This is a genomic window from Mesorhizobium sp. WSM4307 (assembly GCF_007003945.1).
GTDB lineage: Bacteria > Pseudomonadota > Alphaproteobacteria > Rhizobiales > Rhizobiaceae > Mesorhizobium.
The window spans coordinates 603,971-626,909 of record NZ_VFTB01000002.1 but is presented as its reverse complement, the minus strand read 5'-3'; the positions used below and the strand labels follow the sequence as shown (position 1 = coordinate 626,909).

Here is a 22,939-nt window from a genome sequence, read left to right as displayed (position 1 = left end):
GGGTCGGCAGCGGCAGGAGCACTGGTCTAGGCGCCTGCACGCAACGCAACCTGATCGATCTCACGACGCTAGTCATCGCTGCACCCTGTCAGAATGAAGGCATCCCAGGCCGAGCCGTCCGGATTGGCGTTGGCGAAATCGGCCCATTCGGTGAAAGCCACACCGAAATCGGGCAACAGCAGCCCTTTCGGCGCCGGCGTCGCTTCGCGCGAATTCAACTGTTCGGCCCCGCCGCCGGTCAAGGCATAGACCTGACCGTCCCATATCCTGCACAGTCCGCTGCTATCCTGCAGGCCCGCTTCGCGATCATCGTCGGTGCAGGCGTGGCGGATGGTGCCGAGCGGAAAGGAATTCTTGCCGTTGGTCCAAGTGATATCGGCCGGCAGGTTTTTATCGGTGTTTGGCACGCTCAGCGAGAACACCTGCGCCGTCAGCGCCGCCGGCTCACTGTCCAGCGGCCGGAATTGCAGAACCGCGCCTGAGCGCGGCTCGCGGTAGGTGGCGTGGCTCAGCAGGCATTCCTTGGCATTCGTCACCTGGATCGGGCCGAGCAGGCCCAAGAAAACGCAAGCCAGTTTGCGAACGATCACTGGGTGTCTCCGTGAAACGTCGTGGAAGCCAAAAACCCGTCCTCACACCAGCCCGACCAGAAAGGCAGCGCCGCCGAGAAATCCTGCCGAACAGGCCCACAGCAGCCAGAGCCCACGCACCCGGCATTCGAGCACCGCCGAGCCAGGGTTGGCGGGATCATAGTGCACGTCGACCTTGCTGCCCTCCGCATAGCGCCGCGCTTGGCCGCTGACGAGGCCGGGCAGCGAAGCCGTGACCGTGGCGCCGAAGGTGACGCGGTCGGCGCTGTAGCGCTGGCCGGCGACGCCATAGCTGTAGACGATGCGAGATTTGAAAACCGTGCGCCAGCGTTGATAGCCTGAATAGGTCCGCAGCGCCTGCAGGCCTGAGGCATCGATGCGGCCGGCGGCGACCGGCCATTTTGCCGCCTGCTCGGCAAGCGACTTCTGGGCAAAGCCCATGCGCAGAGCGAACAGGCCCATGAACAGCAGCAATGCCGCGGCGCCGAGGTTTTGCGGCTTGGGCAGATGCGGCCGGATCGCCTCAAGCACGCCGCCGATGGAAAACACCAGAACCGCCGTGCCGATCACCAACCCGGCCGAGAGCTGGAACATGAACTTGAAGGCGCCGTCCGGCATGGTGCGCTCGATCACGGCCTTGCTCGGATCGGCCGGATTGTAAAAGACGGTCACCTCCGCGCCGCGGGGAAACTGCGCAAGGGTTTCGCGGACTTCAAAGTTCCCCAAATTTTCCTTCACGCTGTAGCGCGAGCTTTGAAATTTCTTGCCGCCGACCTTGTATTCGAAGGTGATGGCCGGGAAATTGCGCATCTCCGTGGTATCGGTGCTGTCCGAGCCAGCGCCCGAGCTTCTGACCTCACGCGCCTCGACGCGCGACGAGATGATCTTTCCCGGCGTCGGCAACCAGCGGCTCAGCGCCTGCACCTCCCGCCATTTCACGATAGTGATGAGCGACAGCATGCCGGAGACCGCGCAGGCAAAGCCGACAAGCAGAAATTTGAGTTCCAGCTCCACCCTGATCCCCCCGGAGTGCAGGAACAGGCACTAGACAGCACTGCGGCGGCAATGTCTCGCTTATTCGCAAAGTCGAGAGATGAGCGGCCGGGCGTAACGCGCGCCCTCTCCTTCTCCCCTTGCAGGAGATGGAAGAAGATCCCTTCACGACGGCCTGACAGCCAGGAAGGTGTTCCATTCCTCGCTGTTGCGGCCCACGTTGAAATCGTCCCTGAGAAGGACCAGCCCGGCGGCTTCGAGACGGGCCGCGAAGTCGTCCCAACGCCACAAGACCGTATGATAGCTGCTGTCCGTCTCGCCATCGCCGTTGCGCATCGATACGAGGAAGGCGCCGCCTGGCCGCAGCGACCGAGCTATCCTGGCAAGCACCTGGTCGGTCTGGTCGCGCGGCACATGGATCAGGACGGCGAGCGCCAGGACGGCGTCATAGGGGCCGCCGAGATCGTCGGTGAGGAGATCGAGAAGCTCACCATGCTTGCCGCGCGCGGCCTGCAGCTCGAGAAACCGTTTTGTCGCGTCGGTGCGGCGAACCTTGACACCCAGGCCCTCCAGAAAGTCCGCATCGTAGCCCGCTCCCGACCCGACTTCCAGAATCCGGCCTGACGTGCCGGCAATCGCCACAAGGCGCTTCAGCGATGCCTGCTCTCTGTCGTTGGGAACATGCCGCACGATGGCATCGTAGCGATCCGCATAATCCTCGTAGGCACTGATCGTTTGACGGCTCTTCGCCAGGGCCTGCGACAACACATCCATCTTGCCCTCCCTTGTATCCATGTGCGCCAAAAAAGCTTCTTCAGCGAATGGTGCCGGGAGGCACGTGTCCGTCGAGGACGCCGATGTCGCGCCGGAAATGATCCGACAGCGAACGCTGGTCAAGCAGGCCGCGCCTGCGGGGCCTGAACGGAGCGGTGAAGAGATCGAGCATCGGGCGACGAAGCGTGTCGTAGAGGGTGGTGGTCATTGCCCTGTCCTTTCGTGTTGGAGTTGATGACCAGAGCATGCCTGTTCGCGGCCTTGGCTTCCAATCGAACGTCGCGTACCATGCATCAGGAGGACTGATGCGTCATGAGTTGGGAACTACCACCATTGGGGGCTATCAGGGTGTTTGAAGCCGCCGCGCGGCTGGGCAGTTTCACCAAGGCGGCCGAAGAACTCGGCATGACCCAATCGGCGGCCAGCTATCAGATCAAGGTTCTGGAGGAGCGCGCCGGAACGCCACTTTTCATAAGAAAAACAAGGCAGATTGCCTTGACCGTGGCCGGACAACAGCTGGCGCCGCATGCATCCGGCGCGTTCTCGGCCCTGGCCGATGCGTGGGTCGCCACAAAGGGCGGAGCGACCGGAGTGCTATCGGTGACGACCATGGAAACCTTCGCGACGAACTGGCTGGCCGTGTGGCTTGGAACATTCCAGCTGATGCATCCAGACCTTGCCGTGAAGGTCAATACATCGCCCCGGCTGGTCGATTTCACACGCGAGGACATGGACATCGGGATCCGGACAGGCGCCGGAAATTGGCCCGGTCTGACCGCGCACTATCTGTTCAAGGCCGACTACACGCCCATGCTCAGCCCAAGACTGGCCGAAAGCGTGGGCGGCATCCGCCAGCCCGAGGATCTCTACAAGGTGCCGCTGTGCTGCGCCGACGATCCTTGGTGGAAGATCTGGTTCGAAGCCGCCGGCCTACCCTTCGAGCCCGATCGCGTCATCGCAGGTCCGATGCTGGGGTCGCAGGCCTACGACGCAATGGCGGCTTTGACCGATCGGGGCGCGGCCATCCTCACCCGCAATATCTACAGCGCCCTGCTGGCGAAGGGCCAGTTGATACAGCCCTTCGAAGTCCTCGGATCCGACGGCGACGGTTATTGGCTGGCGCACCTGGAAAGCCGACGCAACGTGCCGAAGATCAAGGTGTTCCGGGATTGGGTGCTGGCCCAGACCGCCGAGATTCGGGCGCAGGAAGAGCGCCAGACTTAGGCTTACAAGGTTCACGCGCAACAGAGGACCAGATGATCGATCACATAACCATCGAAGTGTCCGACCTGGAGAAGAGCAAGCTCTTCTACGAACGCGCTTTCGCGCCCCTGGGCTATTGCCTGTCCTTCGGCAAGGAGGGCGTGTTCTGGGCTTTCGACGTCGGCAGTGGCTGCCTGTTCGAGATCCAGCGAACAGGCGAGGCGCCGCCGCTCACCCATCTGCATGTTGCCTTCCGCGTCCGCAGCAAGGCAGAGGTCGATGCGTTCCACCAGTCGGCGCTGGCAGCCGGCGCCCAAGACAATGGCGCGCCCGGCCCGCGTCCCGATTATGCGGAGAATTACTATGCCTGCTTCGTACTCGACCCCGATGGCTACAACATCGAGGCAACGATCAACGAGACCGCGGCTTCATCCAAGGGCGCCAATACGAGTCGAGGATGACGGGCATAATGAATCTCGCCTCTCTGCGCCCTCGGCCACGGTCACCCCCTGCTGTGCACGGCATCTGCCGATCGGTTGATCCAGATCAACGCGGATGCATCGCCCGTGCGGTCTCCTTGCTCCTTGGCCATCATCCCAGGGAGAACGAACGTGTCGACTTACGACCTCATGGTTATCGCCGCAGTCCTGTTCAGCTTCGCATCATTTTCCGCGGTTCTGGCTTTTGCCACCTTCGACGAATCGCGTCGCCGTCGTCCAAAATAAGGCGGTCGGACCGGTTGGATGGGCGACCATTCACACGACGAAGTGATATAGGTGCAATTTGACGACGGATCGGATCGAATGAGAACGTTTGGAAGATAACAACCGGAAAACGGACATGAGCGACGAAAACGAGGACGACACCGACATCGTCAACCAGCTCGCCTATGTCAGAGCCGATCCCACCCAGCACGATACGATTACGCTTCTCACCATGATCGATGCCGCGATTGCCGAGATCATGGCGTTGCGGAGAAAGCTGCGGCTGAGCGAGGACAGGAATGGCGGGAGCAACCAGCTCCAATAGACGGCAGGACCTGAACGAATGGCGACGCGAACCCTAATCCGCGTCGGCCATCATCTGACGGCCGCCGCCGCCGGCCCAGGCGCGCCATTGCCGCTCGTCACCATGGAAGACGTTGAGGTCGACGCGGCCGGTCACGCCGTGCGACAGGCCGGATCCGGAATACTGCCAGAACAGCCATTTGCGGCCGGGATAGACCTTTGACGGGTGCCGCGCCACCGCGCGCAGCCAGAACGGGTAGTCGAGGAAAGCGCCCTGGAGGTTGTCGCGATAGAAATCGGGGGCGGTGTATATGATCGGGCGCTGACCGTAGTGACGTTCAAGCTTGTCCATGAACACCTGCATCTTCTCCAGCACCTTTTCACGTGACGGGCGCCGCTTGCAGCTGGAGTCGCCGTTCCATTCGACGTCGATCACCGGCGGCAGGGCGCCATCGACCTTCGGCACGTTGCGGATGAACCAGTCGGCCTGCTCGCCGGCGGTGCGGCACCAGTAGAAGAAATGATAGGCGCCGCGCTTCAGCCCGGCGGCATCGGCATTGCGCCAGTTCCTCATGAACATCGGATCGAGATGGTCGCCGCCGTCGGTTGCCTTGATGTAGGCGAAGTTGGCGCCCTGGGCGCGCAGCTTTTCCCAGTTCACGTCGCCTTGCCAGCGCGACACGTCAACCCCGTGCACGGCAAGGTGCCGGGGCGAGGCCCGGCCGAAATTGATGGGCTTGGCATCGCGAAAACCGTAGCGCGTGACGGGGCCGGCAAGCATCGCCGGTGCAGCACGCGACAAAAGTTTCGGTGGCGAGACCAGGGCCGCGGGCTCGACGGGCGGATCGACATTGTCCGGCAATTCGGGCGCCGAAAGCGCCACGGTTTCTTCCTCCGCCAGCCCAAAGGGCCGATCAGGAGCGTCCTCGGGCGCGGCCTCGGCCAGCTTGCGAGCATTGCTGGCCTTGCTCACTGGAACGGATGTGATCGGTGCGCTTGGCCGCACCACCGAACTGGTGGTTTCATTCGACGGCTTCTGCATGTCGAGCGCGTCCATGCCCGATGTCGAAGAGCAGCCGGCGAGGCACAGCGATGCGATCACGAAACTGATGGCGCCTGGTAACCGCATCTGGACCTGTACTCAAAACACAACAGACCGAAGGCAACGACCGACGGACAACAGCGCCAGTTATGAACGAGAAATTACCAATAAAGTTTGAATCAAGTTTTTTACCATGACTATGACCCGTTTCAGACATTCCCCGGCGACGCGGCCGGGCCAGCCTTGACAGTGCCATGATGTGGCTGTTGAGACGGGAGGCTGCGTTTGCCGCAGGCATTTCCCACGATTTCTTCAAAGGCGTCCGATGGCAAGGGCCGCAAGTTGCCGGTCGAGAATTATTACGGCTGGCTCGTCGACGACAAGCTCGACGAACTCAGAAGCCTGCTCGACAGCGGCAGCTGAGAAACGCTTTTAAACAGGAGCTTGCGTGCAGGCGTTCATCGACCAGAGCGTTTGTTTCATCGAGAACCATCAGGCGTGGGCCGGGATCGTGGTCGGGCTGCTGGCCTTCGGCGAGTCGCTCGTGCTGGTCGGCATCCTCTTGCCCGGCACCACGGTGCTCATAATCGTCGGCGGCCTGGTCGGGGCCGGCATCGTACAGCCTTTGCCCGTCCTTCTGGCCGCGATGATCGGGGCGGCGCTCGGCGATACCATCTCCTACTTTCTCGGCAGATGGCTGGGGCGCGGCGTCGTCCATAAATGGCCGCTGAACCGTTACGGCCGCGAGGTCGCCAGGGCGCGGCTGTTCTTCCATCGTTATGGCTTCGCAGCGGTTTTCGTCGGCCGTTTCTTCGGCCCCGTCCGCGCCACCGTGCCGCTGGTCGCCGGCATGATGGGCATGCACCGGCGCCGCTTCCAGGTCGCCAACATCCTGTCAGCGATCATCTGGGCGCCGGTCGTGCTGTCGCCGGGTTGGCTGGTGGCCAAGGGCGCCAGCAGCATCCCCGAGCTCGACGTGACCAGCCTGTTCGGGCTGGCGGCGATCGGTGTGGCAGCCCTGATCATCGTAACAGTGATCGCGCTCAAGCTCCGGAGCAGGCGAGCCGCCCGCGTCTAGCCGCGCTTCCTGAACACGCCGATCATCGGCCCCAGATTCCAGTAATCTTCGTTGCGGCCGATGGCAGGCGCGAACAGGCTCGATATCGTGCCGTCGAGAAACAGCGCATTGTCGCAGCCGAGCGCATCGCGGAACAGCCGGGCAAATGCATGGAAATTCACCGTGCCGTTCGAAATGGCAAAGACCGCGACGCCGTCCTTGCGCACCCCGACGCCATCGCGGGTCTTGCGTGAGGTGCCATCGGACTGAAATTTCGGATGAAGCTGGCCGTCGACCACCAGCATCGGTCCCGATTGCGTGGCATAGTCGGTGGACGGCCGCTTCCTGACGAAGTCCCTGGTCGCGCGGACCGCTGCCATGCCGCCGCTGATGTAGAAGATGCCATTCGGCTGCAGCGAAAAATTGCCGCTTCCCGATCCCGTCTTCACGCCGGCCATTTCCTGGCCACGCTCGACATAGAGGCCGACCGGCCTGAGGTCCGGATGATACATCCCGGCGTTGACGGCGAACAGCATGATGCGGCCGGCCGCGCGCTGGGCAGCATCGAGATTGTGCAGCGACTGAAATGGCTTGCCGGCCGGATCCTTCCAGAACAGTTCGATCGAATACAGTTTCGGATCGACCTCGCAGACGAGATAGCTGGTCGCCTCGAAAGCAAAGTCGCGGCATGGCGGCAGCGAACCGAACCATTGGCTGAATGCCATCGTGCCGGCGACGGCCTGCGGCACCGCGGCTTTGACCAGGCCCAGCAGCAGGGGCGCCGAGTTCAGAAGTGTCAGAAAGTCCATGTGCCCTGCGGATGCCAGCTTCAATCAGTTGTGGTGGTTATCACCACTTGCCGGCACCATGGAAGACCGGCACGAAAGGATCGGATCGAAGAGGTTCATGCTCGGACGCGGCGGAGCCGACCCGACTATTTGACGGCGCTGACCAGCTGTTCGTCGCCACCCAGAATCGAGACCCAGTGACCGGTGTTGTCGCTCGCCTGCCGCTTCAGGTAGCGATAGCTCGTCTGGTTCCAGAGGCGGACCTTGTCGGTCAGATTGTCGAGGATGAAGTCGCCCTTGTCGGTGCGCACCGTCAGCACGGCGTGACCCTCGCCATCAGGCTTGCGAACCACCGTCATCAAAAGATTGGCTATGGCAATGCCCAGGCTGTTGAGCTCACGCCGCTTTTCCAGCGCGTAATCCTCGCAGTCGCCAAGACCGTTTTCCGGATAGGCCCACCACTCGTCCTTGCCGTAATTATCCATGTCGCTCATCGGCTTGACGCGCGTGTTGACGGAGAGATTCACAGCCGAGATATCGTGCAGCAGCTTGCTGGTCAGGCGTTCCGGCAGGTTGTCGGGCGAGCGGATCGAACATTCGGCGACATGGATCTTGCAAAAATCATAGTGGCCGATCGGCTGGGAGGTCGTGCCGCCGACAACCATGGACGCAGGCGCGGCATAGGCCGACCCCACCACCGAACCGAAGACGGTCACGGCAACCGCCAGCCCCTTCGCCTTGCGGCGCCAACCCATCGAGGATGCCATCCGGCCCCACCCACCTGTTTTGTTAACAGAATGTTAAGGGCGGTTACATTCCGAAGTCAATCAACCCTAGCGATCACATCTCCTAGGGAGCGACTCATGCGCCCAACTGGTGCCGACAGGCAACACTGGGCCCGCTAAGCCAGCCATCCCATCGCAAGGCCGAGCAACAGGACGACGCCGAGCAGGCCGCGATAGATGACGAAAGGCCAGGCGGAGAAGCGTTCCAGCACCCGCATCAGGCCCCAAATGGCAAAAAAGGCGGAGATCGAGGCGACGACCAGTCCGGTGGCAAGAACCGACCAGCCATGGGCGTCAAGATGAACCTTGTGTAGTTCCCACAGTTCCTTGAGGCCGGCAAGCGCGATCGCCGGCAGCCCGAGCAGGAACGAGAAGCGCGCCGCCTCTGCCCGCTTGAAGCCGAGCCCCAGCGCCGCCGTCAGGGTCGAGCCCGAGCGCGAGACGCCGGGGATCAAAGCGCCGATCTGGGCGACGCCGACAAGCAGCGCATCGGCGAGCGACGCTTCTGCGATGGTGCGCTTGTGGCGGGCGAAAATCTCGGCCAGAGCCAGCAGGATCGCCATGGCGATGCACGACCAGCCGATCACGCTCAGGCTGCGCAGCGGCGAATTGCAGGCATTGAGAACCCCCGATAGCGCGACGCCTGCAATGACGATCGGGATCGTCGCCAGCACGATCCAGGACGCCAGCCGGAAATGCCGGTCGGAAAAATCGCGGCGCGTGAGCGCCTCGAGCGAGCCGAACAGGAGATCCCTGACATCGCCCCAGAAATAGCTGATCACGGCGGCAAGGGCGGCAAGCTGCATGGCGGCGGAGAAGGCGGAGCCCGGGTCTTGCCAGCCGAGTACCGCCGGCACGATGCGCATATGGGCGGTCGAGGAAATCGGCAGCAACTCGGTGATGCCTTGCACCAAGCCGAGAAAGGCGACCTTGGCATGTCCCAGGCCGACAAAGCCCGTATCCACGCCCTGGGTGCAGATGTCAGCCATGTCGAGCCTTTCCGTCGGAGAATCTTGAAGAGCGATCCGCGCGAGCAATAGACGCGCGATGCGCGGAATCCAATTTACCGATTTGTAAGGCGTCTCCCCGGTTGACAAGTCGCGCATCAACATTATTATCTGCTAACCTTACATTGTAAGTTTGGTGATGGAGGAGCGCCATGCAGACCGCCCTGTCAGAATTGCAAGCGCCAGCCGAACCCCGCCCGCCAGCCATCGCGATCGAGAATGTCTCGCGCGACCTCAGCCGTATCATCGAGCGCGCCGAGGTGAACGCCTGGCTCGACCTCTATGCCGCAGCACCCGCCGATTTCGCCGCAAGGCAAGGCCTTTCAATAGCGGGAGAAGGCGACCTCGCATGGACCACCTGCACGACGATCCCGTTCGTCCATTTCAATTGCGTGAAGAATTTCGGCGTCGACAGCCCGGCCTCGGAAAGCCAGCTCGACGCACTGCTGGCGCACTACCGCGCCGCCGGCATTTCGCGGCCATGGTTCTATGTCAATCCACACACCGAACCATCTCGCCTCAGATGCTGGCTCGAGGCGCGCGGCCTGCAGCGCCAGGGCGGCTGGGAGCGGATTTATCGCGAGGCCAACCCGCTGTCGTCGGAGCTGCTTTTCACGATTGATGGGGTTTCGGTCGAACGCGTGACGAAGGCATCGGCAAGCGAATGGGCCGGCTTCATCGACAAAAGCTACCGGCTGCCCACCTCACCCTGGCTGCTGGCTCTGGTCGGCCGACAGGGCTGGCATCACTATATGGCCAAGCGGGACGGCGCCGTGGCGGCGGTGCGCTCGTTGTTCATCGGTGCCGACGGCGCGGCCTGGAGCGGCATCGAAGCACCGGTGCCGGGCATCATGGCGCCGAGCTTCGATCTCGACGCGGTGCTTGGCGAAGCGTTGGTGCGCGACGGGATTGCGGCCGGCGCCAAACTGTTTGTCGCCGACATCGAGGCGCCGCACGAGCAGCGCGACGGCCCGGCCTATCGCAACTATGCGCGTCTCGGCTTCAGGATTGCCTATTTCCGCAGCCACTACAGCTATCTGCCGGCCAGTTCCAACTGACCGCGCCTAACTGCGCAGCCATTGCTGGAAACAACTTCTGGCCACTATATGGGCCGGCGGAACGACCGGCTGATCGGCGCGTGCGTCATCGGGCGCGCGGCTGCGAACCCGTTCGAGCAGCATGCGCACCTGTTCCGGGCGCACACGGTCGCGCTCCATGACAAGCAGGACCATCGGATCGCTCAAAAGCTCGTCCAGGGTGCTGATGCTGTCGTTCATCCGTCGTCTCCTCGAATGCCGGCCCGCGCAGCATAGATAGGAGGACAATGATGGCCCGCCAATGACGTTTTGCCGGCTATCGCGTGATGATTTGGATTAATTTTCGGTCATGGTCGCGCGCTTCCCTTCTCCCTTGTGGGAGAAGGAAGACCTAGCCCGGCGGCGGAGCGCCCTCATGTTGCGGCAGACCGTCATCGAGCACCACCCAAGGCTGTTTCGAGGCGGTGAAGATATGCATCTGCGGCCTGAAGACCGTGGGATCGTCAAGCGAGCCGGTGGTGATGCCGATGATGCCGGCGGAGTCGCGGCGCGAAAACATCGTCGTGCCACAGCTCGGGCAAAAGCCGCGCTTGAGATCGGGCGACGTGTTCACGGCCGCCAGTGGCCCCTCGATGGTCACATCATCGATGCGAAACAGCATGCGCGCGTTGAAGGCGGCGCCGATCGTCTTCTGGCAAAGCCGGCAGTGGCAGATGCGTTCGTTGATGGGCGCCGCGTCGGCGCTGTAGCGCACCGCCCCGCACAGGCACCCGCCCTGATGTTTAGCCATATCACCGTGATCCATGATGAGAGTGTGCGGCCGAGGTAAATGGCAGGACTGATTGGGTCAATTGAAAAGCTTTGATACTGTTTCATCGATTACCGTGATGGGGGAGCCGTGACGCAAGACATCGAAACCATCGGCATCGCGGACCTGTTCGGGCCGCCCTCGCCCGGCCGCGACCGCGCCGACGCCCGCATCATGGCCGCCGCGTCGGGAATAGGCTTGATGGCGGTTCGGGATTTTCCCGGAGACGCTTGGCTGACGCCGGAAAGCCGGGCGCAATTGCTGCGCATCTTCGCCCTTCCCGACACCGAGAAGCAGAAATTGCTGCGCTGGAATTTCGACCGGACCAGGAAGAATGTCTATCGCGGCTGGTTTCCGCTGCAGCCGACGGCCGTTTCCTATAAGGAAGGCATCGACATGGGGCCGGATATCGCCGCGGCGGCGCGTGCTTTGCCATCAGACGATCCGCTGTGTGAGCCGACGCCTTTGCCGACCGAAGGCGCCCTGCCCGGCTGGCGCGCGGCAGCGGCGAACTACTACCGCGCGATGGAGACGATCGGCAACGCGCTGATGCGGTCGATCGCGCGCGGGCTTGGCCTGCCGGAAACGATCTTCGATCCGTATTTCGAGCATGGCATCTCGACGCTGCGCCTGATCCGCTATCCCCTGCGCGACGCCAATGCCGGCATCGATATCAGCGGGCCTGACTTCTCGGTTCTCCACAAGGGGGAGACGCGCACCATCATAGGCCGCGAGCATGCCGATTCCGGTTTCGTCACCTTGCTGGCGCAGGACGGCGTCGAGGGCTTGCAGGCCAAGAACCTCGCCGGCGAATGGATCGACGTGCCGCCCGCCGACGGCACGCTGGCGGTCAATTTCGGCCAGTTGCTGGAGCGCTGGACCGGCGGGCGTGTGCGGGCGACGCGGCATCGGGTGATCGCACCGAAGACGGCGCGGTTCTCGATCCCTTTTTTCTATGAACCGCGTGTCGACGCCGAGATCGCGCCGCTGTCCCTAAGCGGCGCCGAGCCTTTCGAGCCGTTTTTCTATGGCGACTATCTCTGGGAGGCGGCGACGAATTTCGTCGAGATGAGCGGCATCAAGCATCTCAGGCAGCCGCGCCGCGCCAACGCTTCCTGAGCCTGGACGCGACCGTCGGCGGAGCTGTCCTGTATCAAAGCGTCCTGGCAATCTCTTCGAGCTGGTCGGTGCACTGGCCCCAGCCCGCATCAAAACCCATCTGTTCATGCTGTTCGCGGCCGGCGACACTCCAGTGGCGGACGCGCGCGATGTAGCGGGTCCGGCCCTCGCCTTCGTCCTCAAAGGTCAGCACGACGGTCATGAACGGCTTTTCGGATGGCTCCCACGCCTGCGTGTAGGCATCGGTGAAGACGATCTTCTTGCCGGGAATGACTTCCAGGAAGACGCCCGGGTTGGGGAATTCATTGCCGTCGGGGTCGGCCATGATCACAAGGCTCGACCCGCCCGTGCGCGCATCCATTTCGGCACGCGGCGTCGTCCAAGGTTTCGGAGAGAACCATTGGGTCAAAAGCCTGGTGTCGGTCCAGCAGCGATAGACGTTCTCGCGCGGCGCATCGATGATGCGGGCGAGAACCAGTTCGCGGTCATTGGCGGGGGCGATGTCGAGCTTGGTGGTCAAGGTGGTCTCCTCGGTTTGATCTGGCTTCCGTCCCAAGGACGAGCCGACAGAACGCAACTCGACAAGACCAGTGAAAAAAATACCGGCAGGCTTTCAATAACGCGAGGACGAAGGAGGTGTCAGTGACGCTTGGCTTGCACCAGATAGGCGTCGATCTCGGTCTCGCCGAGCCACTTGGCCGCTTCCAGCCGGTGCAGGCCTTCGACAAGGATATGGCGCTTGCCGTCGTGGCGGACCTGGATCGGCATCTTCATGCCGTTCTCCAATATGTCCTCGGCCAGATGGCGGACGGTCTCAGGGTGCAACGTCTTCTTGCGCGCCGTCGGCACGTAAATCTCGTCGACCTTGACCTTTTGCACTCTCAGCATACTGGCTCCCCAGGCGGAACATACCGCCTCGCCTGAAATAGTCGCTTTGCCGGGTGCGGCCAAGGGCGGCTAAGCAATTGCTGGCCCGATCGTTTCCATTTGACGCTTGGCCGGCAGATGGCCGAAATGGCGGCCTTCGATCCTTTCCGGTGCTCATGACCCATCTGCCGACCGAATTCCCCGATTTCGGGCTGACGCCCGAGCAGCGCCGCCACGCGGTGCGTGGCCATTACTATGAGTGGCCAGGCATGGATGGCGAGCGTGGCGAAATCTGGTGCTACTCGGATCGCTTTTGCTATCGCGCCGGCGAGATGGTGACGCTGCGTGTCAGCTCGACAGCGCCGTCCTTCAGCATGGCAATCATCCGGGACGGTGGAACCGAGACGAAAGTGTTCGAGAAATCCGGCATTGCGGCGTGCTGGCAGGACACGCCCGACCAATGTTCCGCCGAGGGTTGCGGCTGGGAAGCGTCTTTTGAATTCCGTGTCGGGAGCGACTGGCCGTCCGGTGCATATCGGGTAACGCTGACTTCCGTTGGCCATGACGGTAGGCCGATCCATGGCTACCACCTCTTCATCGTCTCGCCCCAAACCGGCAAGAAGCCAGGCCGTGTGCTGCAGGTGGCGGCGACGGGCACCTGGCTTGCCTACAACACTTGGGGCGGCTCCAACCACTATCAGGGCATCACCGGGCCGGACCGCAACCAGTATTCGCCTGTTGTGTCGACGCAACGCCCCTGGTGCCGCGGCTTCGTCGTGCTGCCAAAAGATGCGCCACGCGTGCCGCTCGAGGTCGCCGTGCCGCCGAAGACGGTACCACGTTACCCCCACATGGAATGGGCGCTCGCCACCGGTCATTCGAAGAAATACGCCTCGTCCGGCTGGGCGAGCTATGACAGCCACTTCTTCCGCTTCGCCGAGCGGGCCGGCTATCATGTCGATCTTGCCAGCCAGCACGATCTGCATGTCTCGCCCGACATTCTCGACGGCTACGACTGCGCCGTCTTCGTCGGCCATGACGAGTACTGGACATGGGAAATGCGCGATGCGGTCGACAATTATGTTGAGCGCGGCGGGCATGCGGCGCGTTTCGCCGGCAATTTCATGTGGCAGACGCGGCTCGAGGACGAAGGCCGGCGGCAGGTCTGCTACAAATACCGCGCTCGCGCCGAGGACCCTGCCTATCGCGGCGGCGACGTCACCCGTGCCACCAATTCCTGGGAAGCGCCGGAAATCGGCCGGCCGGGTTCGGCGACCTTTGGCCTCAACGCGACGCGCGGCGTCTATGCCGGCTGGGGCGGCTGCGCGCCGCGTGGTGTACGCGGTTTTCCGGTCTACCGGCCGGAACACTGGGCCTTCGCCGGCACCGGCATCTACTATGGCGACCTGCTCGGCGCCGACAGCCATGTCTATGGCTATGAGGTCGACGGGCTCGACTTCGAGATCCGCGGCGGCCTGCCCTACCCAACAGCGACCAGCGGCGCGCCGGATGGGCTGCAGGTCCTCGCCGTCGGAATGGCATCCCAGGTCGAGGAAAGCGCTGATATCCCGATCGAGGACCAGTTCCTCACCGACGAGGATGGCCGCTTCACCGCCGAGACTTTGTTCGGCGAGGCGAGCGACGCCAATCTGGAAAAAGTCAAACGCGGCAATGGCATGATCGTCAATTTCCCGCGCGGCAAGGGCGAAGTCTTTCATGCCGGAAGCTGCGAATGGGTGGCCGGCCTGCTAAGGCAAGACCCGATGGTCGAACGCGTCACCCGCAATGTCCTCGATCGCTATCTCGGAAAGTCCTGACATGTCGAAAGTCCAGCCTGCCGCTCCAGAGGCCGAAGCCCGCCGCCAGTCGCACCTGTTCTATCTCTCCAGCCTGCGTCGGCCGCTGATCGACCGCGCCGAGGGCATCTATATGTGGACACAGGACGGCCGCCGCTTCATCGATGGCTCGAGCGGACCGATGGTCGCCAATATCGGCCACTCCAACCGCAATGTGCTGGATGCCATGAAGCGGCAGATGGATCGCGCCACCTTCGCCTATCGGCTGCATTTCGAAAACGAACCAGCGGAGGAACTGGCGCGGGAACTGGCAGGCAAACTGCCGGAAGGCATGGACCGCATCTTCTTCGTCTCGGGCGGCTCGGAGGCGACGGAATCCTGCATTAAATTGGCGCGGCAATGGGCCGTTGCCACCGGCCAGGCCAGCCGCTGGAAGGTGATCACGCGCTTCCCCTCCTATCATGGCGGTACGCTGGGTTCGCTCTCGGTCACCGGCGACGACGCCCTGGCAGAGACCTTTGAGCCGATGATGCGGGTGATGCCGACGGTGCCCGCGCCCACCGCCTGGCGCGACCGCGACAATCTTTCAATGGAGCAGCGCGGCGTCCGCTATGCCGACATGCTGGAGGACAAGATCGTGGCCGAAGGGCCGGAAAGTGTCGTTGCCTTCATCATGGAGCCGATCGGCGGCGCCGCGACCTCTGCGCTTGTCGCGCCGGACAGCTACTATGCGCGCATCCGCGAGATCTGCGACCGCTACGGCATCCTGCTGATCCATGACGAAGTGATGAGTGGTGCCGGCCGCACCGGCAAATTTCTCGGCGGCGATCACTGGAACTGCAAGCCCGACATCGTCGCGCTGTCGAAGGGGCTGGGCTCGGGCTATGCGCCGCTCGGTGCACTGGCGGCACCGATGCGGCTGGTGCAGCCGCTGCTGGCCTCCGGGGGCTTCCAGCATGGCCATACCTATGCCGGCAATCCGCTCGCCTGCGCCGCCGGCCTTGCCGTGCTCGGTGAAATGGATCGGCTCGACCTGATCGCCAATGCCGCCGCCATGGGCGACGTGCTGATGGACGGGCTGAAGGGGCTGGCGAAGCGCTTTCCCTTCATCGCCGACGTGCGCGGCAAAGGCCTGCTGACGGGCGCCGAAATGGTCGCCGATCCGGAGACACTGCGGCCGATCGACCAGAGCAAGAAGGCGACGCAGCGCCTGCTCGACCTCGCCTATGAGCGCGGGCTGATCATCTATGGCCGCCGGGTCAAGGGTGGCATCGACGGCGACAATTTCATGGTCGCGCCGCCGATGATCGTCACCAGCGAACAGGTCGGCGAGATCGTCTCCATCATCGGCGACTCGCTGGAGGTTCTGGCATCGGAGCTCGACCTTCCGGTCGAAGGCCGGGGGTAAAAAATGGCGCCGCGAAAAGTCATCATCACCTGCGCCGTCACCGGCTCGGTGCATACGCCGTCCATGTCGCCCTACCTGCCGGTGACGCCGGACCAGATCGCGACCGATGCCATTGCAGCCGCTGAGGCCGGCGCGTCGATCCTGCATCTGCATGCCCGCGACCCCAAAGACGGCCGGCCGACGGCCGATCCGGAGGTGTTCATGCAGTTCCTGCCGCGCATCAAGCAGGCAACCGACGCGGTGATCAACATCACTACCGGCGGTTCTTCGCTGATGACGCTGGACCAGCGATTGGCAGCGCCGCTGCGCGCCGAGCCCGAAATGTGCTCGCTCAACATGGGCTCGATGAATTTCGCGCTGTTCCCGATGCTCGACAAGCCACGCGAATGGCAGCACGAATGGGAGCCGAAGCTGCTGGAAGCCACGCGCGACACCATCTTCAAGAACACCTTCGCCGATATGGAAGGCGTGCTTGAGAGGCTGGGCAAGGGCTGCGGCACGCGCTTCGAATTCGAATGCTACGATGTCGGCCATCTCTACTCGCTGGCGCATTTCCGCGACCGCGGGCTGGTGTCGGGGCCGCTGTTCATCCAGTTCGTGCTGGGTATTCTGGGCGGCATCGGCGCCGATCCGGACAATCTTATCCACATGAAGCGCATCGCCGACAAATTGTTCGGCGACAGCTACCAGTTCTCGGTGCTGGCTGCCGGCCGCCAGCAGATGCCGCTGATCTCGATCGGCGCGGCGATGGGCGGCAATGTCCGTGTCGGCCTGGAAGACAGTCTCTACGACGGCCGCCAGTTGGCGAAATCCAACGCCGACCAGGTGCGCCGCATCCGGGGCATTCTCGACGGCCTGTCGCTGGAGGCTGCCACACCTGCCGAGGCACGTGAGATGCTGGCGCTGAAAGGTGGCGACCGGGTGGCGTTTTGAGGCAAGACCGTGACCAAACCCAGTGACGTCCTGATCCGCCCCGGTCGCATCGATGACGCTGAAACGATCCACGCCGCGCTTCTCAAACTCGGCACCCATATCGGCGCTCATCAGGAGATCACCTCAACATCAGATGATCTCCGCCGCTACGGTTTTGGTGAAAAGCCCGCCTTTTCGACGCTGATCGCCGAGGTGGGCGGCGAGTTTGCTGGCCTTTGCCTGCATTTTCCGATCTTTTCGACCTGGATGGGACGGCCCGGCGTCTATGTGCAGGACCTCTATGTCGAGGACCGGTTCCGTGGCCGCAAGATCGGCGAGCGGCTGTTGCGACGAGTCGCTGCGGAATGCCGCAAAGAAGGTGGCGTCTATCTCAGGCTGTCGGTCGACACCGACAATGAAGGCGCCAAGGCCTTCTATGAAAGGCTGGGTATCGCCTGGTCGAGTTACGAACAGACGCAGAAAATCGTCGGCGAAGCCTTTTTTGCCTTCGCCGACGCGCCGGTCAATGGGGAACGGGAATGAAGGCCTTTTACGCCGAAGAGCAGAAGCGCCACGACCCGAAGGCCTTTCTTTCCAGCGGTGCCGCGCAGCCCAATCCGGAAAAGCCCGAGCGGATCGAAAGATTGTTAGCCGGCGCAAAATCTGCCGGCTGCACGATCGAGCGGCCACGCAATCACGGGCTTGGCCCGGTCTCGGCGGTGCACACGCCCGAATATCTCGACTTCCTCGAACATATTTTCGAGCGCTGGCAGCGCATCGAGGGCGCCTCGGCGGAAGTGATCCCCAACATCCACCCGATCGCGCGCAACGGCTCCTATCCAGCCTCGGCCGTCGGCCAGGCTGGCTATCATATGGCCGATACCGCTTGCCCGATCTCGGGCGAAACCTGGCAAAGCGCGCTGTGGAGTGCCTGGAGTGCGGTCGAGGCGGCGGAAACGGTGATGGCTGGCGCGCCGGCAGCCTATGCGCTGTGCCGTCCACCCGGCCACCATGCCTTTGCCGACGTCGCCGGCGGCTTCTGCTTCATCAACAATTCGGCGGTCGCTGCGCAGGTGCTGCGCAAGCAGGCGGCGCGCGTGGCCATTCTCGACGTCGACCTGCACCACGGCAACGGCACGCAAGGCATCTTCTATGCCCGTCCTGACGTACTCACCGTTTCGCTGCATGCCGACCCGGTGCGCTTCTATCCGTTCTTCTGGGGTCACGCCGACGAGCGCGGCGAAGGCCCCGGCCTCGGCTATAATTTCAACCTGCCGCTGCCGCGCAAATCGGCCGACGCGGCGTTTCTGGAGGCGCTCGAAGTGGCGTTCCAGCGTATCGGCGCCTTTTCGCCGGACGCGCTGGTGGTCGCGCTCGGCCTCGACGCCTTCGAGGGCGATCCGTTCGGCGGGCTTTCGGTGACGACGCCCGGCTTCTCGCGTATTGGCGAGGCGATTGCCAAACTCGGCCTGCCGACAGTCATCGTCCAGGAGGGCGGCTATCTCTGCGACGCACTCGGCGACAATCTCACCGCCTTCCTCACCGGCTTCGGCGGCAGGATGCGGTGACGGTTTCTCCTGGCGTCAGGAGCGCTGCTGCCTGAGCATCGCGATGACCCGGTGCACGCTCTCCAGCGTCTCTTCGATTTCGGCCCCAGTGTTGTAATGCGCGATGCCGATGCGCACGACCCCCTGCTCGGCCGGAATGCCGAGCTGGCGGACGATTTCCCAGGCGTAGTTGTGGCCGGACCACAGGAAGATGTTTTCGGCGTTCATCTGCCGCACGATCGTCTCCGGCACGATGCCCTCGACAGTAAAGGAGACCGTCGGCACGCGATCGGCGAGCCGCTTGCGATCGGTGATGCCATGGATGGTCAGGCCCGGAATGTCGGACAGGCCATCGATCAGCCTCTCCGCCAGCGGGTTTTCATAGGCGATCGAAACCTCGAAGGCCCTGGCGATCTTCTGCCTGCGCGAACCACTCACACCCGCTGCCGCACCCAGCCCGGCAAAGTAGTCGACGGCCGCCGTGAGGCCGGCCATCAGCTCGATCTGCGGCGTGCCAAGCTCGAACCGCTCCGGCAGGCCATTGGACGAACAGCGGCATTTGTAGGGTTTCAGGTCATTGATGATTTCGCGCCGTCCCCACAAAACGCCCATATGTGGACCGAAGAACTTGTAGGCCGAGCAGATCAGGAAATCGCAGCCGAGCTCTTGCACGTCGATCAGGCCATGCGGTGCGAACTGCACGGCATCGACATAGACCAGGGCGCCGGCCCGTTTAGCGATGGCAGTCAGGGACCTGACCCGGTTGATCGAACCCGTCAGGTTCGAGGCATAATTCAACGCGACCAGCCGTGTCTTGTCGGACAGCAGCCCGGCCAGCGCCTCCCCTTCGACCTGCCAGCTCTTTTCATCGAATGGCAGCCAGCGCACCACGAGGCCAAGATCCTCGGCCAGTTGCAGCCAGGGCGACACATTGCCCTCATGGTCCATGCGGGTGAGGATGATCTCGTCACCTGGCTTCAGCGTGCGGCCGAGCGTGCGTGACATGTGATAGGTCAGCGTCGTCATGTTGGCGCCGATGATGATTTCCTCGGGGCTCGCCGCACCAAGGAAATCGGCCATCGCCTGATGCGCCTCGTCGACGACGGATTGAGCCGCGATCGTCGTTTCGAAATAGCCGCCGAGATTGGCGTTGGTCGTGAGCAGGCAGCGCGACACCGCATCGGCGACGGCCTGCGGCACCTGCGTGCCTGCGGGATTGTCGAGATAGATGCGACGGCGGCCCTTGTCGGTCAGGGAAAGCGCTGGAAATTGTCCGCGCACGGCCTCGATCGAAAAATCCGCCATTCTCTCCACCCCTTTGTTATTCCATGATAATTCTATCCCCGCCGATCAGGGACAGGGATTGCCGACCCGCTGATGGATCGCGTCCACCGCCTTCTGCATCTCCTCGGTCCAGACGACGTCCACCGAAGACAACGCCATTTCGAGCTGCGGAATGGTCGTCGCGCCGATGATATTGGAGGTGACGAACGGCCGGCTCGACACATAGGCATTGGCAAACAATGCCGGCTCCATGCCGAAGGAGCGCGCCAGTTCATTGTATTCGAGCAGCGCTTCGGCTGCATTCGGCGTCTCGTAACGCTGGCCGCGATTGAACAATTGCGAGCGGGAGCCCTGCGGTCGGGCGCCATGGTCGTATTTGCCGGTCAAATAGCCCTGCGCCAGCGGCGAATAAGGCAGCAACGACACCTGTTCGCGCTCGCAGACCTCGGCAAGGTTCACCTCGAAGGTGCGGTTGACGAGATTGTAGGCGTTCTGGATCGACGCCACGCGCGGGCCAACGCCTTTGTCGGACTCGGCAAGAAACCGCATGAGGCCCCAGGAGCTTTCGTTCGACAGGCCGAAATGGCGGATCTTTCCCGCCTTCACCAGCTCATCGAAGACGCCGAGCGTCTCGGCGATCGGCGTTTCGTCGGCCGGTGCGCCGTCGGCATCGGCCCGCCGCGCCACGGCGCCGATGCGCGTCGGGTTGGCACCCCAGGGGATATCCCGTTCCGGCCAATGGATCTGGTAGAGGTCGAGATAGTCCGTGCCGAGCTTGGCCAGGGATTTGTCGATGGCGTCAAAAATATCGGCGCGCACCAATTGCGACGGCCTGTCGCCGCGAAACCAGGTGTTGGCGGTGCGGCCGACGACCTTGGAGGCAAGGATCACCTTGTCGCGGTTGCCCTTGGCCTTCATCCAGCTGCCAATGATCTTTTCCGTCCGCCCCTGCGTCTCCGCCTTTGGCGGGATCGGGTAGAGCTCGGCTGTGTCGATGAAATTGACGCCGCGCGAAAAAGCCAGATCCAGCTGCGCGTGGCCTTCGGCCTCGGTGTTCTGCTGGCCCCAGGTCATCGAACCAAGGCAGATCTGGGTAACAAGAAGATCGGTCCGACCGAGACGGCGTTTGTGCATGGAATTCTGCTCCGGAGGGAAAGTCTGCGCGGGAGGGAGGCTGCATGTATAGGCAAAGCCATGCCGCTCTCCAAGCCTCGCCAGGCCGACTTTTGCGTGAACCAGCGATGTTGAGCTAGCGGCGGGCGCCGGCCACGGCGCGGCGCTTGGCCTCGTCGATCAGCATGTTGGCCACCTGCATGCGGATCATGGCGCGCTGGCGCAGATGCGGGGCGACGCGATCGGGATGGTTGGTGAAGGCAAAGCTGCGGCGCATGCGGCCGAAATCGGCGGCGCTCTTGGGCTGGTTCAGTCCCAGTTCAGCCGCGATCGATTCCGGATCGATCGGCGGCAGCTTTTCCTCGGGCTTCGGGTCCTCGGCAGCCAGCGCCAGCTTGGCATGTTCGAGTAAGGCGGCGAATTCGCTCGCCAGGTCGGCACCGGCCTCGCGATATTCGGCGGCGGATACCTTGATGCGGCCGGAATGGAGCTCATCGGCGACCGAGAGATAATCGAACGGAATCGATGGACGCGCGCCGGCCTCGTCGCCCCCGCTACCGTCACCCTTGTCGGAGGCAACGAAGAGGTCGTCGAGCAGCGAAGCGAAATCACGCTTGGCGCTGGTAGCGATGTCAGCCTCCCTTGCCTGACTGTCAGGTTTCCGGACCATAGAACCGGCTCGTTAAAAATACATACCACCGATCTTAATGAATTTAGCCATTCGAGGATCGTGGCCGGTCCCTCAAAACAAAAGCCGGACTGCACTTTCATGCAGTCCGGAAATTCGCCAGGAGTGGCGAGGAAAAACTGGCCACGGGCCAGCGTCGAAGCCTACGGTTCGTGCGGCGCGGAAGTTTCAGCGGGCCGCAAAAAAATCCTAGGAAACTTATCCGGACATGGCAGGCATGCAAATGCTGCACTGCACAATTGTCACGATTCGCCTATATTGGCTGGCGTGGAGGACCAACCAGGAGCCTGATTCATGGGTTTCTTCACGGAAATGTTTGCCCGGCCGCGCCCGCAGGAACATCTGCGATATCGCGCGGCGCTCGCATTGCTTCATTCGATGAGCAATGCCGACCGTGCCGATATCGGCATCAAGCCCGCCGATTTTCCGCGCGTCGCCCGCGAAATGTCCATTCGCTAGATGCGTCTCGCGAGATGTCCCGGACGGATCCGGGACATCTCGGAATGCTTGCGCCTTAACGCGATCCCAGGAATGTCGCCTTGCCGAGTGGCACGCCATTGTGGCGAAGAATGTCGTAAGCGGTGGTGAGGTGGAAATAGAAATTGGGCATGGCCACATGCAGCAGATACTGCATGCCAGCCAAAGTCGTTTCGCGTCCGCCGAGTTTCAGTTCGATCACCTTGTTGTCGGAGCCGTCGATCTCGGCGGGCGAGAACGTCGCCAGAAGCGCGAGCGTCTTGGCGATCCGCGCCTCGAGTTCGGCAAAGCTTGCTTCATTGTCCTCGTATTTTGGCACCTCTCGGCCGGCCAGCCGCGACGGCGCGCCCTTGGCGTGGTCGGTGGCGATCTGCACCTGCCGGGTCAAAGCGAACATGTCGGGTGCGAGCCGCGCCGTCAAAAACACCTGCGGGTCGATCTTGCGGTCAAGCGCGTTCTGTTCGGCAGCAGCCAGCACATTGGAAAGTGCTTTCAGCCTGGTTGAAAACACGGGCACGGATGCCTCATACATCGATATCGTCACGTCAAATCTCCTGTCCGGTCGGAACGCCGGCGCAGCGAGGTAGCGCCTGCGCAAACGATTCTTCAAGCGCCGTCGGCTCCGCGTCACCACGCC

At 62.8% G+C, this 22,939-nt stretch carries 28 protein-coding genes and 1 pseudogene; 13 read left to right on the top strand and 16 right to left on the bottom strand.

The genetic code is table 11. The features are described 5' to 3' along the window. Positions 1–68: 68 nt before the first annotated feature. The 4 genes from FJV83_RS06740 to FJV83_RS36355 form a co-directional block, all read right to left on the bottom strand. The gene (locus FJV83_RS06740; protein WP_142876073.1) at positions 69–590 is read right to left on the bottom strand and encodes a hypothetical protein; all 522 of its coding nucleotides are present in this window, start codon (positions 588–590) and stop codon (positions 69–71) included. A gap of 42 nt (positions 591–632) precedes the next feature. Continuing rightward, positions 633–1,604 carry a DUF3592 domain-containing protein gene (locus tag FJV83_RS06735; protein ID WP_185973282.1) on the bottom strand — a complete coding sequence of 324 codons (972 nt, stop codon included), beginning with the start codon at positions 1,602–1,604 and terminating at the stop codon, positions 633–635. A 144-nt stretch (positions 1,605–1,748) separates the two neighbouring features. Beyond that, positions 1,749–2,357 (bottom strand): class I SAM-dependent methyltransferase, encoded by a 609-nt coding sequence (locus FJV83_RS06730; protein ID WP_142884689.1) that lies wholly within the window; start codon positions 2,355–2,357, stop codon positions 1,749–1,751. Positions 2,358–2,397: 40 nt separating this feature from the next. Continuing rightward, positions 2,398–2,565 (bottom strand): hypothetical protein, encoded by a 168-nt coding sequence (locus FJV83_RS36355; protein WP_185973283.1) that lies wholly within the window; start codon positions 2,563–2,565, stop codon positions 2,398–2,400. Positions 2,566–2,669: 104 nt separating this feature from the next. On the opposite strand from FJV83_RS36355, the gene FJV83_RS06725 reads away from it, so the two are divergent. The 3 genes from FJV83_RS06725 (at position 2,670) to FJV83_RS06715 (ending at position 4,589) form a co-directional block, all read left to right on the top strand. Continuing rightward, a complete protein-coding gene (locus FJV83_RS06725) occupies positions 2,670–3,581 on the top strand; it encodes a LysR substrate-binding domain-containing protein (protein ID WP_095788139.1) in 912 nt (303 codons plus the stop codon). Between the two features lie 32 nt (positions 3,582–3,613). Continuing rightward, complete coding sequence (locus tag FJV83_RS06720) at positions 3,614–4,021, top strand: VOC family protein (protein WP_142884690.1); 408 nt, start codon at positions 3,614–3,616, stop codon at positions 4,019–4,021. Positions 4,022–4,400: 379 nt separating this feature from the next. Further along, on the top strand, positions 4,401–4,589 hold the full coding sequence (locus tag FJV83_RS06715; RefSeq protein ID WP_095770320.1) for a hypothetical protein: 189 nt from the start codon (positions 4,401–4,403) through the stop codon (positions 4,587–4,589). 33 nt (positions 4,590–4,622) lie between these two features. Here the strand turns inward: FJV83_RS06715 and FJV83_RS06710 are convergent, their stop codons facing one another. Beyond that, entirely contained in the window at positions 4,623–5,696 is a 1,074-nt protein-coding gene (locus FJV83_RS06710) for a GH25 family lysozyme (protein WP_095770321.1), read from the bottom strand. Between the two features lie 240 nt (positions 5,697–5,936). Between FJV83_RS06710 and FJV83_RS06705 the strand changes: the two are divergent. Both FJV83_RS06705 and FJV83_RS06700 read left to right on the top strand, forming a co-directional pair. After that, positions 5,937–6,032, top strand: a pseudogene (locus tag FJV83_RS06705) (DUF1402 family protein); the annotation flags it as partial. A gap of 25 nt (positions 6,033–6,057) precedes the next feature. Beyond that, complete coding sequence (locus tag FJV83_RS06700) at positions 6,058–6,687, top strand: DedA family protein (protein WP_142884691.1); 630 nt, start codon at positions 6,058–6,060, stop codon at positions 6,685–6,687. On the opposite strand, the gene FJV83_RS06695 is transcribed toward FJV83_RS06700, so the two are convergent. The 3 genes from FJV83_RS06695 to FJV83_RS06685 form a co-directional block, all read right to left on the bottom strand. After that, positions 6,684–7,475 (bottom strand): phosphodiester glycosidase family protein, encoded by a 792-nt coding sequence (locus FJV83_RS06695; protein ID WP_142884692.1) that lies wholly within the window; start codon positions 7,473–7,475, stop codon positions 6,684–6,686. The genes FJV83_RS06700 and FJV83_RS06695 overlap by 4 nt on opposite strands. Positions 7,476–7,600: 125 nt before the next feature. Then, entirely contained in the window at positions 7,601–8,221 is a 621-nt protein-coding gene (locus FJV83_RS06690; RefSeq protein WP_142884693.1) for a transglutaminase-like cysteine peptidase, read from the bottom strand. Between the two features lie 134 nt (positions 8,222–8,355). Further along, a complete protein-coding gene (locus FJV83_RS06685; RefSeq protein ID WP_142884694.1) occupies positions 8,356–9,228 on the bottom strand; it encodes an undecaprenyl-diphosphate phosphatase in 873 nt (290 codons plus the stop codon). A 170-nt stretch (positions 9,229–9,398) separates the two neighbouring features. Here FJV83_RS06685 and FJV83_RS06680 point away from each other — a divergent pair, with 170 nt between their 5' ends. Then, positions 9,399–10,304, top strand: coding sequence for a hypothetical protein (locus FJV83_RS06680; protein WP_142884695.1), 906 nt, complete (start codon positions 9,399–9,401; stop codon positions 10,302–10,304). 6 nt (positions 10,305–10,310) lie between these two features. On the opposite strand, the gene FJV83_RS06675 is transcribed toward FJV83_RS06680, so the two are convergent. Continuing rightward, positions 10,311–10,523 carry a hypothetical protein gene (locus tag FJV83_RS06675; RefSeq protein WP_095770326.1) on the bottom strand — a complete coding sequence of 71 codons (213 nt, stop codon included), beginning with the start codon at positions 10,521–10,523 and terminating at the stop codon, positions 10,311–10,313. 151 nt (positions 10,524–10,674) lie between these two features. Beyond that, a complete protein-coding gene (locus FJV83_RS06670) occupies positions 10,675–11,073 on the bottom strand; it encodes a GFA family protein (protein ID WP_142884696.1) in 399 nt (132 codons plus the stop codon). A gap of 108 nt (positions 11,074–11,181) precedes the next feature. On the opposite strand from FJV83_RS06670, the gene FJV83_RS06665 reads away from it, so the two are divergent. Beyond that, positions 11,182–12,210 carry a 2OG-Fe(II) oxygenase family protein gene (locus FJV83_RS06665; protein WP_095788132.1) on the top strand — a complete coding sequence of 343 codons (1,029 nt, stop codon included), beginning with the start codon at positions 11,182–11,184 and terminating at the stop codon, positions 12,208–12,210. Positions 12,211–12,244: 34 nt separating this feature from the next. On the opposite strand, the gene FJV83_RS06660 is transcribed toward FJV83_RS06665, so the two are convergent. After that, a complete protein-coding gene (locus FJV83_RS06660; protein WP_095770328.1) occupies positions 12,245–12,730 on the bottom strand; it encodes an SRPBCC family protein in 486 nt (161 codons plus the stop codon). A gap of 119 nt (positions 12,731–12,849) precedes the next feature. Continuing rightward, positions 12,850–13,098 carry a ParB N-terminal domain-containing protein gene (locus FJV83_RS06655; RefSeq protein WP_095770329.1) on the bottom strand — a complete coding sequence of 83 codons (249 nt, stop codon included), beginning with the start codon at positions 13,096–13,098 and terminating at the stop codon, positions 12,850–12,852. A 155-nt stretch (positions 13,099–13,253) separates the two neighbouring features. On the opposite strand from FJV83_RS06655, the gene FJV83_RS06650 reads away from it, so the two are divergent. Genes FJV83_RS06650 through FJV83_RS06630 form a run of 5 tightly spaced genes read left to right on the top strand, consistent with a single transcriptional unit; the run spans position 13,254 to position 18,761 of the window. Then, on the top strand, positions 13,254–14,894 hold the full coding sequence (locus tag FJV83_RS06650; protein WP_142876078.1) for a N,N-dimethylformamidase beta subunit family domain-containing protein: 1,641 nt from the start codon (positions 13,254–13,256) through the stop codon (positions 14,892–14,894). Position 14,895: 1 nt separating this feature from the next. Further along, complete coding sequence (locus tag FJV83_RS06645; RefSeq protein WP_095788130.1) at positions 14,896–16,281, top strand: aspartate aminotransferase family protein; 1,386 nt, start codon at positions 14,896–14,898, stop codon at positions 16,279–16,281. Positions 16,282–16,284: 3 nt separating this feature from the next. Further along, positions 16,285–17,214: a 3-keto-5-aminohexanoate cleavage protein gene (locus tag FJV83_RS06640; protein WP_142884697.1), complete on the top strand. Its 930-nt coding sequence runs from the start codon at positions 16,285–16,287 to the stop codon at positions 17,212–17,214. Positions 17,215–17,223: 9 nt separating this feature from the next. Then, a complete protein-coding gene (locus tag FJV83_RS06635) occupies positions 17,224–17,736 on the top strand; it encodes a GNAT family N-acetyltransferase (RefSeq protein WP_095791534.1) in 513 nt (170 codons plus the stop codon). Continuing rightward, positions 17,733–18,761 carry a histone deacetylase family protein gene (locus FJV83_RS06630; RefSeq protein ID WP_142884698.1) on the top strand — a complete coding sequence of 343 codons (1,029 nt, stop codon included), beginning with the start codon at positions 17,733–17,735 and terminating at the stop codon, positions 18,759–18,761. The genes FJV83_RS06635 and FJV83_RS06630 overlap by 4 nt, the downstream gene beginning before the upstream one ends. 15 nt (positions 18,762–18,776) lie before the next feature. On the opposite strand, the gene FJV83_RS06625 is transcribed toward FJV83_RS06630, so the two are convergent. The 3 genes from FJV83_RS06625 to FJV83_RS06615 form a co-directional block, all read right to left on the bottom strand. Beyond that, the gene (locus FJV83_RS06625) at positions 18,777–20,045 is read right to left on the bottom strand and encodes a cysteine desulfurase-like protein (protein WP_142884699.1); all 1,269 of its coding nucleotides are present in this window, start codon (positions 20,043–20,045) and stop codon (positions 18,777–18,779) included. Between the two features lie 45 nt (positions 20,046–20,090). Next, entirely contained in the window at positions 20,091–21,158 is a 1,068-nt protein-coding gene (locus FJV83_RS06620; protein WP_142884700.1) for an aldo/keto reductase, read from the bottom strand. 115 nt (positions 21,159–21,273) lie between these two features. Beyond that, a complete protein-coding gene (locus FJV83_RS06615) occupies positions 21,274–21,807 on the bottom strand; it encodes a hypothetical protein (RefSeq protein ID WP_245317945.1) in 534 nt (177 codons plus the stop codon). A 312-nt stretch (positions 21,808–22,119) separates the two neighbouring features. On the opposite strand from FJV83_RS06615, the gene FJV83_RS06610 reads away from it, so the two are divergent. Continuing rightward, a complete protein-coding gene (locus tag FJV83_RS06610; RefSeq protein WP_080511763.1) occupies positions 22,120–22,284 on the top strand; it encodes a hypothetical protein in 165 nt (54 codons plus the stop codon). Positions 22,285–22,339: 55 nt separating this feature from the next. On the opposite strand, the gene FJV83_RS06605 is transcribed toward FJV83_RS06610, so the two are convergent. Then, positions 22,340–22,846 (bottom strand): DUF1993 family protein, encoded by a 507-nt coding sequence (locus tag FJV83_RS06605; RefSeq protein WP_095770875.1) that lies wholly within the window; start codon positions 22,844–22,846, stop codon positions 22,340–22,342. Positions 22,847–22,939 lie beyond the last annotated feature (93 nt).